Below are 12644 nucleotides of genomic sequence, written 5' to 3'. Positions count from 1 at the left end.
CGGGCCGCACACCGGGCGGTGTGCGGCCCCTCCGGCGTCACCAGGGCGGCCGGTAGCCCGTGGTCAGGTGGCTGCCGGTGTGGCGCCACTTCGGTTCCTTGTCCAGGGTGTTCAGCGTGATCGCGCGAAGCCGGCGGATCACCGTGCCGTACGCGTTGCTCGCGTTGGACGAGACCCGCGAGCCGGGCGGCGGGTCCATGAAGGGCATGAACTTGTCCGGGAAGCCCGGCATGGTGCACGCGATGCAGATGCCGCCCACGTTCGGACAGCCGCCGATGCCGTTGGTCCAGCCGCGCTTGGTGACGTTGCACTTGACGACCGGGCCCCAGCAGCCGAGCCGCACCAGGCACTCGGGCGTCCCGTAGTCGGTGGCGAACTGCCCCTGCTCGTAGTACCCGCCGCGGTCGCAGCCCTCGTGCACGGTGGCGCCGAACAGCCAGGCGGGCCGCAGCTTGTCGTCGAGCGGGATCATCGGCGCGGAACCGGCCAGCTGGTACAGCAGGTAGGTGAGCGTCTCGGCGAAGTTGTCGGGCTGGATCGGGCAGCCCGGGACGCAGACGATCGGCAGCCCGGCCTTGGACCTCCAGTCCCAGCCCAGGTGGTCCGGGACGCCCATCGCGCCGGTCGGGTTGCCGGCCATCGCGTGGATGCCGCCGTACGTGGCGCAGGTGCCGATCGCCACCACGGCGGTCGCCTTGGGGGCGAGGCGGTCCAGCCACTCACTGGTGGTGATCGGCTGGCCGGTGGCGGGGTCGTCGCCGAAGCCGCACCAGTAGCCCTCCTCCTTGATCCTCTCGTTGGGGATGGACCCCTCGACGACCAGCACGAACGGCTCGATCTCGCCGCGCTCGGCCTTGAAGAACCACTCGACGAAGTTGTCCGCGCCCTGGACCGGGCCGCACTCGAAGTCGATCAGCGGCCAGTGCACCGCGACCTTCGGCAGGCCGGGCAGGGCGCCGGTGACGATCTCCTCGATGCTCGGCTGCATCGCGGCGGTCAGCGAGACGGAGTCGCCGTCGCAGCTGAGGCCGGCGTTGATCCAGAGGACGTGCACCACGTCGGTGTCGGTGGCCGCGCCTCCACCGGCCGGTTCGGCTGGTTCGGCCGTTGCAGGTGTTGCAGGTGTTGCACCCATGAGGATGCCTCCTCGGGGATGGGAGCCGGACGGGATGGCTCGAAGCCCAGTCATAGCAACGGTCCGGGCCGGGCGCCGGTCCGCGCGGCGGCAACCGGGGCCCGGGGAGGCCGGCCCGGCGCGGCCGTTCGGGTCACGCGCGGGCGGCCGGCCCCGTCGTCACGGGGCGCTTGTGGACGAACGCGGAACGCAGCGCGTGGTACGGCGATTCGGGTGTGAAGAACTGCCGGTGCATCACCGCGAGCTCCTCCTCCCGGTAGGCGTCCAGCGGCTTCGTCCGCTCGTCGGCCTCGCGCGCGGCCTTCTTCGCCGCGATCCGCTGCTGGGTGGTGGGCGAGGCGGCCAGCAGCCCGGCCAGGTGGGCCGCGCCGGGCCCGAACTCCTCCGGTCCGCAGTCGAGCACCCGGTCGACCAGGCCGATCCGCTCGGCGGTGGCCGCGGAGACGGGGAGCGCCTGGCGGATCAGCCGCTCGGCCGCCGCCGCGCCGACCCGGCGCGGCAGGGTGTACGTCCAGTACTCCGAGCCGTGCAGCCCCATCAGCCGGTAGTGCGGGTTGAGGACCGAGCCGCCGCGGCACCACACCTCGTCCGCCGCCAGCGCCAGCATCACCCCGCCCGCCGCCGCGTTGCCGCCGATCGCGGAGACCACCAGCCGGTCGGTGGTGGTGAGCACCGCGTCGACCAGTTCGTCCATCGCGGTGATGTTGTCCCAGGACTCGACGGCCGGGTCCGGCGCGGCCTCGATCACGTTGAGGTGGATGCCGTTGGAGAAGAAGTCCCGGCCGCCGCCGAGCACCAGCACCGAGGTCGGGCGGGCGAGGGCGATGCGGTACGCGGCCAGCAGCCGGCGGCAGTGCTCGGTGGACATCGCGCCGCCCGGGAAGGAGAAGCGCAGGATGCCCACGGCGCCCTCCTCCCGGTAGCGGATGTCCGACCAGATCCGGTCGTCCTCCTCGTCCTGCATCAGCGGCGCCGGCGCCTCCGGCAGCGGCGGCAGCAGGTCGCCGAGCGCCGTCACCGCCGGGAGCTTGATGCCAGCGCGGCCCTCGGGGGTGCGGCGGCTCAGCTCCGGGATCCACACCGCGCCGTCGGAGGTCGCCCGGCACACGGCGCCCGCCCGGGTGGCCAGCAGCTCGCCGGGGCGGCCCCGCAGCAGCGGCTCGCGGTGCCCGCCGTGCAGGAACCACTCGCCGCCGCACAGCTCGTCGGGCACCCCGGGCCGGGAGTCCGCGGCGCGGAGCCTGCGCAGCACCTCCCCGGTGGGGTGGGCCGCCCAGTCGATCCGGCGTTCCTCCCGGCGCAGCGGCGGCCGGGTGCGGACCGTCCCGTACCAGCCGGGGCCGGACTGGCGCTGGGGCACGTACCCGGGCGAGGCGAAGCGCTCCACGGCGAGCAGCGCGGCCCTCACCGCCGCGTCGGCGACCTCGTTGCGGTACAGGTCGCTCTTGCCGTACCCGGGCAGCCGGCAGGGCGCCCAGGCCCAGACCGGCCCGGCGTCCATCTCCGCCTCGGCCTGGAGCACCGTGACACCCCACTCGGTGCGGCCCTCCTGGATCGCCCGGTCGAGGGAGGACGGGCCGCGGTCGCCCGGTGGGCCGGGGTGGACGATCAGACAGGTGAGCCGGGACCAGACGTCCTGCGGGACGGCCGTGCGCAGCATCGGCGCGAGCACCAGGTCGGGCCGCAGACGGCCCACCGTCTCGCGCAACTCGTCGTCGTCACCGGCCAGTTGGACGTCGACGACGTGGCGCCGGTCGCGCAGTTCGGCGTGCAGCCGCTGGCTGAGGCTGTTGAACGCGCTGGCGAGGAGAAGAATCCGCATGTCCGCCTCCGACGGGTGGGGGTCCGGGAACCCGGCGATCATCGCCGCCGCCCCCGCGGCCCCCCGCCCGGTCTCCGGCATGTCGCGCCGCGCGTTCACCCGGGCGGCCGGAGCCCGGCGGTGATCACACCCGGGTAGCATGTAAGCCATGGAATCGACCAGTGACCCTTACGAAATCCGTTCCGGTGTGCCCACCGTCGAGGTCTTCCGCCGGCTGCGCACCGACGCCGGCCTGTCCGACAGGGCTCCCGAGGCGGTCGCGCTCGCCCTCCCCAACACCTGGTACGGCGTGGTCCTCCACCACCGGGGCGAGCCGATCGGCATGGGGCGGATCGTCGGCGACGGCGGCACCGCGTTCCAGATCACCGACATCTGCGTCCACCCCGCGCACCAGGGGAACGGCCTCGGCCGGCGGATCATGGCCGCGCTGACCGAGGAGCTGGAGCGCCGGGCGCCCGCCACCGCGTACGTCTCGCTGATCGCCGACGGCCCGGCTCGCCACCTCTACGAGAAGTTCGGCTTCGCGGACACCGCCACCCACGACTCGATCGGCATGTACCGCCTGATGGGCGGGAGCTGACGGAGCACCCGGCGGGCCCGCTCACCAGGTGCCGGCGGTGTCGCGCGCGCCGGCGATCTGCCGCACGGCGAGCAGCGCGGTGTCGTCGGCCAGCCGGGCACCGGTGTGCCGGACGACCGCGGCGGCCACCTCGTCGACCAGGCGCCCCGGGTCGACGGCGCCGGGGGCGGCGGCCAGCCGCTCCAGGTGGGTGCGCAGCGGGAAGAAGGTCCCCGCCCGGTCGCGGGCCTCGGTCACCCCGTCCGTGACGACCAGGGCCGTCTCGTCCACGCCCAGCCGCAGCCGTTGGACCGACGGCAGCCCGCCGGACAGCTGGGCCAGCCCGATCGGGGCGCCGTCGCCCGGCGGCAGCTGCCGCAGGCCCGTGGGGCCGAGGACGTAGGGGCTGTCGTGGCCGAAGTTGACCACCTCGATCTCCCCCGGGGCGTCGAGCGGGAACCAGATGACCACCGCCGTGGCGAACCGCTCCTCGCGCTCCCCCAGCCGCTCCGCGAGCAGGTTCTGCCGGCGCATCCGCGCCTCCATCCAGGACGCGACGGTGACCAGGTCCCCCTCGTGGAAGGCCGCCTCCCGGAAGCAGCCGACCAGCGCCGCCGCGGCGGAGACGGCCGGCAGCCCCTTGCCCTGGACGTCGCCGAGGATGACCCTGGCCCCGAACGGGGTGGCCAGCACGTCGTAGAAGTCGCCGCCCACCCGGGCCTCGACGTCGGCGGCCAGGTAGCGCGCCGCGGAGTCCACCCCTCCCCAGCCCGGCGGCACCGGGCGCAGCACCACCTGCCGGGTGGTCTCGGCGGTGCCCTGGAGGTGGCGCACGTAGGCCGCGGCCCGGGCGCGATGGACGCTGAGCGGCACCGACAGGAGGGCCCCGGCGGCCACCAGCAGGAAGTCCTCCACCCCCTGGGACTTGGCCCAGATGCTGTCCAGCGCCGGGTAGGCGGCGATCGCGGCCAGGGCGAACAGCGTGGTGGCCTGCGGCCCGCAGAGCGCGGCGGCCACCACGGGCACCATCACCAGCCAGCTGACGGAGGCGAAGGAGACCGGTGTGGCCGCGTCCACGCCCACCACCAGCGCGAGCACCGCCAGCGGCACCAGCCAGGAGCGGTGGCCGTACCGGATCAGGATCGGCAGCCGCTGCCTCGGCTCCTCCACGGAACGCGCCCGCAAGCCGTTCCTCCCCTGCTCGCGACGCCCCCCGGCGCGGAGCAGCGGAGGCTGCGGCCCAAGGTACGGTTCCCCGGCTCCGGCGGGGGTGGCGCAGCGGCGTGGTGGCCGCGGCCGTCGCACGTTCGGCCCAGTGCGAACCGCCCTGCCGGCCCGGCTCCGGCGCCGCCGGCGGGCCGCTCGCCGCACCGCTCCGGAGGCCCGGCGCGGGCTCGCGGCATGCGGCTTTCCGGGTGAGGGGGCAGGGTGGTGTCTTGCGGACCCGCTGCCGGGACCACCGGCGCGTTCCGCGAACCGGCCGTCGACCGAAGGAGGCGCCATGCGCACCCGGAAGATCCCCCGTCGGAGCCTGGCGCTGGCCGCCGCCGTCGCCGCGCTGCCGACCGCCGCACTGGCCACCCCCGCCGTCGCGGCCCCGCCCAACGAGCTGATCTCCCGCTTCGTGGAGCTTCCCGGCAGCTCGCTGCCCGCCGGCCACGGGCAGCGGACGATCACCGTCACCTACCGCAACGACTCCCTGAAGGACCGGACGGTGGCCCCGCAGATCCTGGTGGCGTCCCCCGCCAACGGCCCCTTCCTCGACCCGGCGAGCATCCGGCTCGAAGTGCTGGGGCCCGACGGCCACTGGCGGACCACGGCGCTCGCCAGCCAGACCGGCACGCTGTACACCCGGCTCGATCCGGCCCAGCTGGTGCTGCACGGCCACGGCACCCTCACCAAGCAGTACCGGCTCACCGTCGTCGGACAGGGCCCGGTCCAGGGCATGATCGAGCCCCGGGTGGCGATCTACGCCTGAACCGCCCGCGCTTCCCCGCGCCCCGCTCGCGCCCGGCACCGGGAGCGGGCGGGGCGTTCGGGCACCGGCTCGCCGGACTGACGCCCCCTCGGATCGATCCGCGTCCGTCCGGGTCTCCTCCCGGAGGGCCGGGACTCTCTGCGCACGGTCCGCGGGGAGGTGGCCGCCAGGCGGCGGAGCCGGCGGCCGGGTGGGCGGGCGCCGACTGGGTAGGCGCGTCGTGTCAGGAGGTTCCAGGCGATGAGCGGTGACCACGCCGGGCTGGGCGGGGTGCTCGCCCGGCTGCTGGCGCGCTCCCGGGGATGCGCTCCCCGGGAGCTGTACGGGCTGGTCCGGGACGCGGCGCGCGGGCTCGGGGCGTCCGGGGCCCTGATCTACCTCGCCGACGTCCAGCAGCGGTACCTGGTCGCCCTGCCTGATCCCGAGACGTGGGCCGGGCCCGGTTCCGAGGAGGACTGGCAGCGGGTCGAGGTCGAGGGCACCCTCGGCGGGCGGGCCTACCGGCTGGAGCGGGCCCAGCTGTCCGCCGGGCCGCCCGCGACGGGCTGGTTCCCGCTGGTGGACGGGGTCGAGCGGATCGGGGTCCTGCGGGTCGAGGCCGACGCACCGGCCGAGGCCCTGCACGAGAGCAGGGTCCGCGGCTGGGAGGCACTGGCCTCCCTGGTCGCGCTGCTGCTCGTCTCCAAGAGCGCGTACAGCGACTTCATCGTCGAGATCACCCGCCGCCGGCGGATGAGCCTCCAGGCCGAGATGCTGTGGTCCTTCCTGCCGCCACGCACCATCGGCAGCCGGGACGTCACCTCCAGCGCCGTGCTGGAGCCCGCCTACGACGTGGGCGGCGACGCCTTCGACCACGCCATGACCGGCACCCGGCTGCACCTGTCCGTGTTCGACGCCATGGGGCACGACCTCGCCTCCGGCGGGGCCAGCGCCGTCGCACTGGCCGCCTGCCGCTCCACCCGGCGGGCCGGCGGCGGCCTGGCGGAGATCGCCCGCACCATCGACCGGACGCTGGCCCGGTGGATTCCGGACCGGCTGCTCACCGCCGTGATCGCCGAACTCGACACCGCCACCGGCGAACTGGCCTGGGTCAACTGCGGCCACCCGGCGCCGCTGCTCATCCGGGAACGCCACGTCGTCACCGGCGCACTCCAGCGGCACGCCGAACTGCCGCTCGGGTTCGGCTTCCACGAGCACGGCGACGCGCTGCGCGTCCACCGGGCCCGGCTGCAACCGGGCGACCGGGTGCTCGTCCACACCGATGGGGTCACCGAGGCCCGCTCGGTCGGCGGCGAGCTCTTCGGCGAGCGGCGCCTGGCCGAGACCCTCGTCCAGCACATGGCCGGAGGGGAGCCCGCGCCGGAGGCGCTGCGCCACCTGATCCACAAGCTGGTCACCCACCAGGACCACCGGCTGCGGGACGACGCCACCATCCTGCTGGTGGAGTGGCACCCGGACCGGCGCGGGGACCCGGTGAGGCCCGGGCCGGCCTGAGAATCCGCCGGGCCGACCTCCCGTGGGTGCCCGCGCCGCCCGGGCTCAGTCGAACCGGATGTGCCTGACCCCCGTCCAGGCCCGGCGGACGCGTCCGCGCAGCGGGCTCTCGGTGTTCGGGACGAGCCTCAGCCCCGAGGCGTCCGCGATGTGGTCGGCGACCTGCGGGACGGTGAGCCGGTCGGTCCACACCTGCCGGGCGAACTCCTCCCCGCCCAGCCGTTCCAGGCACAGGTCGAGCTTGGACAGGGCGAAGCTCTCCCGGCGCAGCGGGGCGTCCCTGCCGGCGACGAACCCCAGGACGTGCCCGAACCCGCGCTCGCGCAGCCGTTCCACCACCGTCGCTCGCTCGGCCAGCAGCGCGAAGTGGCGGACGTCATGGCCGCGTTCCCGCAGCCGGCCGACGGTCTCGCGGAAGTACACCGGCTCGACGACCGTCATCGGCGCGATCACCACGCCGTCGTGGGCGGCGAGCGTACGGTCCAGCACCTCGAAGACGCCCTGGCGCCAGGCGGGCAGGTCCTGGAAGTCCCCGCGCAGCGCCTGCGGCATCATCCGGTGCAGGCCGAACCCCACGTGCTCGGGGTCGCAGACGACGCTGCCGGGCAGCCGGCGCCGGATCTCGTGCGCGGTCTGGGTCTTGCCGGCCCCGAACGGGCCGTTGATCCACAGGAGCATGCGGCGACCCTACTGCGCCGCCGCCCTACCGCGCCGGGCCGGGCGTGGCACCGGCTCCACCGGTGTGGGGGCCGGGGGCGATCACGGGCGCCCCGGCGTTCCTCGCCAGGAAGTGCAGGAGGTTGGCGAAACCGCGCGCGTCGTCGATCGCCCGGTGCGTGTGCTCCACATCGCCGAGCCAGTGCGGGGGCAGCTCCGGTGCCGCGAGGTCGGCGGCCGGCCGGCCGGTCAACGCCGCCGTGTACGAGCGCAGGCACAGCGCCGGCCCGTGGAAGAGGCGGTCCTGCTCGTACGGGCCCTGGTGAAGGCCGTAGGGGGTGTACCGGCGCAGGTAGTGGTCGATCCACGTGCCGTCGAACGACAGCGGCGCCGCGGCGAAGGCCCGCCGGCCGGGCAGGGAGCGGATCCACTCCGTGTACCGGCGCATCACGTCGACGACGGGCTCCGGGTTCGCGGTGGCGGCCTCCCAGGTGCCCGGCTCGGAGTCGAACCACTCCTTCGTGCGCGGGTCCGGTGCCGATCCGGGGAGCGGTTCGAGGACGGCCTCGAACTCACCGAACGTCCGCCCGTCCACGGTCGTGGCGACGGACGCGAGGGACCGCATCGAGTGGGGGGCCCACCCATGGACCGTCGACCTCGATGTCGGTCACCACGTACGTCCAGTCGGTCGGTTCGCTCATGCGCTCGACGCTACCGCGGGGGCGGTGGGGCGCGAGCGCGATTCGCCCGGGACGTCGGCGGGGCCGACCTGCCGTGCGAGCGCCCGCCCCCGGGGCCCCGTCAGAACCAGTGGAGGCAGTGCGGGGCGCGCTCGGCGCGGAAGAGGTCGTCGGCGCGGGCGGCCGCGTCCGGGCGGTGGGCGCGGACGTGCCCGGCCCGGACGAGGGTGCTCGGGGCGGTACCGCCGAGGTAGACCGAGCCGAGGTCCCGGATGTCCAGCGACAGGTCGGGCTCGCGGTCCGTCGGGACGCACTCCGCCTTCCCGTCCCGGACGGTCAGCAGGTGGCGCCGGCGCTCGCCGAGGAACGGGTCGTCGACGTCCAGGGCGAGCTGCCCGTCCGTGAGCCAGCCGCGCGAGGTCAGGGCGCGCGGGACGTCCAGCAGCCGCACCCAGAGCCAGTCGGTCTCCCCGCTCGGCTCGGCGGCGTTGAAGTCCGCGAGCTGCCAGCGCAGCGGGTGGTCCGCCGGGCAGTGCCGGAAGACGACCTGGCCGACGAGGTCGTGGCCGAGGAGGAACCGGGCCAGCGCGGTGTACCCGGCGTCGTCGACGGCGACGGTCTCGTCCACCGTCAGGGTGTCCCCGTCCTTCCAGTAGCTGGCGTAGCCGTCCGGGGTGCCGCCGGCGTCCCGATGGACGGCGACGTAGCGCGGCGTCCGGGCGACCGGCGCCTGGCCCGCGCCCAGCGCCCACCAGCGGCGCGGCCGGGACAGCGCGCCCGGCTGGGTGCGGCGGTACCGGTCGTACACCTCCTCCAGCACCGCCTCGCAGTCGGCCCGCCGCACCAGCTCGACCGAGCCGGCCGGTGCTCCCTGCGCGCGGGGGGCGGCGAAGGCGGCCTGCTGGCGCCGCACCGTCAGCCGCCGGGTGTACGTCGCCGGCCCGTAGCCGAACCTGCCGTAGATCCCGGCCTCGGAGGCGAGCAGCACGGAGAGGAACTCGCCCCGGGCGCGCAGGTCGGCGAGCTGGCGCCGCATCAGCGCGGTGAGCACGCCCCGGCGGCGGTGGGTGGGCAGGACGCCGACCGACGTCACTCCGGCGGCCGGGACGACGACCTGCCCGGGCAGGGTGAGCTCGAAGGTGTGGGCACCGGCGGTCCCGACGGGCCGCCCCTGCGCGGTCACGGCGAGCAGGTTGCGGTCCGGCTCGGTCGCCGCCCACCAGACCCCGCCGCCCTCCGCGTCCGGCGCGTCCGGGAAGCGGCCCAGCGCGGCGTGGAAGGTGTGGACGAAGGTTGCGAGGTCCTGGTCGGTCGTGGAACGGATCTCCATGCGGTGCTGCCGCCTCCCCGTCGCGCCGGCCCCGCCCGGTGCGGCGCCCACCGCAGTCCAGCGTCACCGCGCTGCCGGGTCAACCGAATTACCGGGCCGGCCGGGCGGCGGGCGGCGCAAGGCCCTGCCGTCGGCCGTCGGGCGACGCTCTCGGCCGGGCCTGGCAAGCGGCACGTCGACGGGCCGCACCACGGGGCCACCGCCGGTCGGGGCCCCGGGCGGGCACGGGCCTTCCGGAGCCGCTCCACCAGCGCCACGGCCGGACCACCGCGCGCCGACGAAGCCGGGGCCCTCACCCCGGAGGTGATCCACGCCCTCGGCCGCGAGCGCTCCGGAGCGCCACGGCCCCAGGGGCGCGTTCTGAGCCCGGGGGGCGGTGCGGCGGCCGGCCGAGGCCCCGCCCGCCTTCCCGGTCCGGGTCGCGACCGCGCGGTCCGGGCCTTTCGGCCCGTGTGAGCGGCTTCGGAGCGGAAAGGCGCCACGGCGGGCCCGGTCGGTCCGGGCCGGAGACGCCAGGGAGGACGCCATGAACGGAACACCGCACGAACGGCCGCTGCACGACATGGGCGGGGCGATCGGGCCGGCGGACATGGGGGCGAAGACCGGTGAGGAGCCGGCCGAGGGTCCGGCGCGCGGGCCGTCGCCGGTCGGGAAGGGCGGCACGCCCAACGTCGCCGGGAGCGACGAGCAGCAGCCGGAGATCGCCGAGGGGCCGGTGCCCGGGGTCCAGCCCGGCGAGGAGTACGCGGGGCCGGAGCGTCGGACGCCGTCCCACGTCGATCCTCCACGCGGACCGGCTCAGGGCACCGGGGCCGGCGCGGCGTCGGAGGCGACGGAGGAGGTGGAGCCGCTGGAGCCGCTGCCGGAGCCCGAGCGGGGCCGCCACGATCCCGGTGCCGAACCGGAGGACGAGGGCATTCCCGACCTCCAGGACGGTTCCCCCGCCCGCACCTGGTCGCAGGACCCCCAGGTCCAGCCCGTCCCGGGCGACACGCCGGTGGCCGCCGAGTCCTTCGGCACCACCGGGGCCGAGCAGGCCGAGGGCGAGTCGCTCGACGCCCGGCTCGCCCAGGAGGAGCCGGAGACCGACGAGCGGACCGCCGTGGCGGACCCGGCCGAGCGGCCGGCCGGGCGGCTCGACCTCCCGGACCCGCACGGCGACCTGCGGGGCGACGCGCCCGGGGACACCGCGGGGCTGTCGGCCGAGGAGGAGGCCGTGCGGATCCGCTCCGACGAGGAGGAGGACTGAACCCTCGCCGTCGAGCCGGCCGGCCCGCGCCTCCCCGGGCCGGGGAGGGCCGCCACCTGCGCCGGGTCGGCGGAGGCCGCGGGCACTACATTGAGGCGGAGGGGGACGGCGGGCCCGGACGGGGTGGCTGATGCACGTGATCACCGACTGGTTGCGCGGGCTGTCCGGCCCGGTCGGGTACGTGGTGGTCGCGGGTCTGGTGTTCGCCGAGGACGCCCTGTTCTTCAGCTTCTTCCTGCCCGGCGAGACCGCCGCCGTGTTCGGCGGGTTCCTCGCCAACCAGGGCAGGATCGCGATCGGCTGGATCGTGCTGTTCGTGGTCTGCGCCGCCGTCCTCGGGGACACGGCCGGCTACGAGATCGGCCGGTGGCTCGGCCCGAAGATCGTCGACTCCCGGCCGATGCGGCGCCATGCGAACCGCGCCGAGCAGGCCCAGGACCTGATCCGACGGCGCGGGCCGGCCGCCGTGTTCTTCGGCCGCTTCGTCGCCTTCTTCCGCGCCATGGTGCCCACCCTGGCCGGGATGTCCCGCATGCCCTACCGGCGCTTCCTGCTGTACAACGCGCTCGGCGGCATCCTCTGGGGCATCGGGTTCACCCTGCTCGGCTACTTCGCCGGGGCGGCGTACACCCGGGTCGAGAGCACCGTGGGGCGGGCCCTCGCCCTGCTGATCGCCGCGCTCGCGGTCGTCGCCCTGGCCGTCTGGTACCTGCGCCGTCGCGGGCACCGGTCCGGCACGCCGACCCGCGGGGACCGGTCGGGCACCCCGACCCGCGGGGACCGGTCCGGCACCCCGAGCCGCGGGGACCGGGACGGGAAGCCCTGAGGCCGACGCGGGCGGGCCGGTGATTGGACCGGCCCGTTTCCGGGCAGCCGCCCGGCGTCGGCGACGACCGGTTTCGTCTGGAGGTGACAGGCGATGGACGGACCCGCGCTGTCCTGGCGGGAGCGGCGCGTCCTCGCGGAGGTCGAGAACGAGCTGCGGGCCGAACGGAAGCTGGACCGGGCACTGAGCACGATGCGCCCCTGGCCCCGGCACCGGATCACGGGCGTCTTCCGCGCGCTGGGCCGGGTGCCGTTCGGCATCGTGGTCACCCTGGTGGTCACCTCGCTGCTGATGGCCGCTCCCCGGGTGTGGAACGCCGGTGTGCTGGCCTTCTCCGGATCGGTCTGGCTCGTCACGGCCGTCCTGGTGGGCGCCAGGATCGCCGCCCGCCACCGGGGTCGGGGGCCGTGCCCGCCGGCCACCGGACCGCCCGATTGACGACGGGCATCCGGGGCAGCCGCACGATGTCCCGTCCCTGCTCCTCTCCCGACCGATCCGAGCCAGAGCCAGAGCCCGAATCCGAATCCGAATCCGAATCCGAATCCGACGAAGCCCAGCACTCGAAAGGGGAAACGAGCCATGACCACACCCGAGGACCACGGAACCCAGCCGGACCAGCCGACGCAGGAGCGGTCCGCCGAAGAGCGCGCGATCACCTCACCGACCCCGCGCGACGTGCGGTCGAAGGCCGAGGGGCGGGTCGGGGCCCGGGAGCGGTCCGCCGAGGAGCGCGCGATCACGGCTCCCACCCCCGCCGACGTCCGGAGCAAGGCCGAGACCGACGAGGAGCCCGAGCCGCCCGCGGCCGACGCCGTGGCTCCCTAGATGACTGATGCCAAGGGCTCGCCTGCGCGCATGACATGAAGCGAGGGAGTCCAAAGATCGGTTGTGACGCCTGATCTGGACTCCCTCGC

14 protein-coding genes are annotated in these 12644 nt (G+C 75.4%); 8 read left to right on the top strand and 6 right to left on the bottom strand.

The window, feature by feature from the left end:
- Positions 1-37 precede the first annotated feature (37 nt).
- Together ACZ55U_RS19885 and ACZ55U_RS19880 are read right to left on the bottom strand one after the other, a co-directional pair.
- Positions 38-1135: an NADH-quinone oxidoreductase subunit B family protein gene (locus ACZ55U_RS19885; protein WP_465527448.1), complete on the bottom strand. Its 1098-nt coding sequence runs from the start codon at positions 1133-1135 to the stop codon at positions 38-40.
- A 133-nt stretch (positions 1136-1268) separates the two neighbouring features.
- Positions 1269-2957, bottom strand: a complete 1689-nt coding sequence (locus ACZ55U_RS19880) for a hydrogenase maturation protein (RefSeq protein WP_465527447.1) — start codon at positions 2955-2957, stop codon at positions 1269-1271.
- Here ACZ55U_RS19880 and ACZ55U_RS19875 point away from each other — a divergent pair.
- Positions 2956-3081 carry a hypothetical protein gene (locus tag ACZ55U_RS19875; RefSeq protein WP_465527446.1) on the top strand — a complete coding sequence of 42 codons (126 nt, stop codon included), beginning with the start codon at positions 2956-2958 and terminating at the stop codon, positions 3079-3081. The genes ACZ55U_RS19880 and ACZ55U_RS19875 overlap by 2 nt on opposite strands.
- 24 nt (positions 3082-3105) lie before the next feature.
- On the top strand, positions 3106-3537 hold the full coding sequence (locus tag ACZ55U_RS19870) for a GNAT family N-acetyltransferase (RefSeq protein WP_465527445.1): 432 nt from the start codon (positions 3106-3108) through the stop codon (positions 3535-3537).
- Between the two features lie 21 nt (positions 3538-3558).
- Here the strand turns inward: ACZ55U_RS19870 and ACZ55U_RS19865 are convergent, their stop codons facing one another.
- Positions 3559-4701, bottom strand: coding sequence for a PP2C family protein-serine/threonine phosphatase (locus tag ACZ55U_RS19865; RefSeq protein WP_465527444.1), 1143 nt, complete (start codon positions 4699-4701; stop codon positions 3559-3561).
- A 316-nt stretch (positions 4702-5017) separates the two neighbouring features.
- On the opposite strand from ACZ55U_RS19865, the gene ACZ55U_RS19860 reads away from it, so the two are divergent.
- Together ACZ55U_RS19860 and ACZ55U_RS19855 are read left to right on the top strand one after the other, a co-directional pair.
- Positions 5018-5494 (top strand): signal peptide protein, encoded by a 477-nt coding sequence (locus tag ACZ55U_RS19860; RefSeq protein WP_465527443.1) that lies wholly within the window; start codon positions 5018-5020, stop codon positions 5492-5494.
- A gap of 240 nt (positions 5495-5734) precedes the next feature.
- Entirely contained in the window at positions 5735-6988 is a 1254-nt protein-coding gene (locus ACZ55U_RS19855; protein ID WP_465527442.1) for a PP2C family protein-serine/threonine phosphatase, read from the top strand.
- Between the two features lie 45 nt (positions 6989-7033).
- Here the strand turns inward: ACZ55U_RS19855 and ACZ55U_RS19850 are convergent, their stop codons facing one another.
- From ACZ55U_RS19850 to ACZ55U_RS19840, 3 genes are all read right to left on the bottom strand, one after another.
- Positions 7034-7666, bottom strand: a complete 633-nt coding sequence (locus tag ACZ55U_RS19850) for an AAA family ATPase (protein WP_465527441.1) — start codon at positions 7664-7666, stop codon at positions 7034-7036.
- Positions 7667-7691: 25 nt separating this feature from the next.
- A complete protein-coding gene (locus tag ACZ55U_RS19845) occupies positions 7692-8270 on the bottom strand; it encodes a hypothetical protein (RefSeq protein WP_465527440.1) in 579 nt (192 codons plus the stop codon).
- A 176-nt stretch (positions 8271-8446) separates the two neighbouring features.
- Positions 8447-9655, bottom strand: a complete 1209-nt coding sequence (locus ACZ55U_RS19840; RefSeq protein WP_465527439.1) for a GNAT family N-acetyltransferase — start codon at positions 9653-9655, stop codon at positions 8447-8449.
- Between the two features lie 526 nt (positions 9656-10181).
- On the opposite strand from ACZ55U_RS19840, the gene ACZ55U_RS19835 reads away from it, so the two are divergent.
- From ACZ55U_RS19835 to ACZ55U_RS19820, 4 genes are all read left to right on the top strand, one after another.
- Positions 10182-10904 (top strand): DUF5709 domain-containing protein, encoded by a 723-nt coding sequence (locus ACZ55U_RS19835; protein ID WP_465527438.1) that lies wholly within the window; start codon positions 10182-10184, stop codon positions 10902-10904.
- A gap of 130 nt (positions 10905-11034) precedes the next feature.
- Positions 11035-11730, top strand: coding sequence for a DedA family protein (locus ACZ55U_RS19830; protein WP_465527437.1), 696 nt, complete (start codon positions 11035-11037; stop codon positions 11728-11730).
- 93 nt (positions 11731-11823) lie between these two features.
- Positions 11824-12168: a hypothetical protein gene (locus ACZ55U_RS19825; protein ID WP_465527436.1), complete on the top strand. Its 345-nt coding sequence runs from the start codon at positions 11824-11826 to the stop codon at positions 12166-12168.
- A 141-nt stretch (positions 12169-12309) separates the two neighbouring features.
- The gene (locus ACZ55U_RS19820; RefSeq protein ID WP_465527435.1) at positions 12310-12555 is read left to right on the top strand and encodes a hypothetical protein; all 246 of its coding nucleotides are present in this window, start codon (positions 12310-12312) and stop codon (positions 12553-12555) included.
- The last annotated feature ends 89 nt before the right edge of the window (positions 12556-12644 follow it).

The sequence above is a fragment of the Kitasatospora sp. NPDC034533 genome (assembly GCF_055575155.1).
This window is presented reverse-complemented; position numbering and strand designations above follow the sequence as displayed.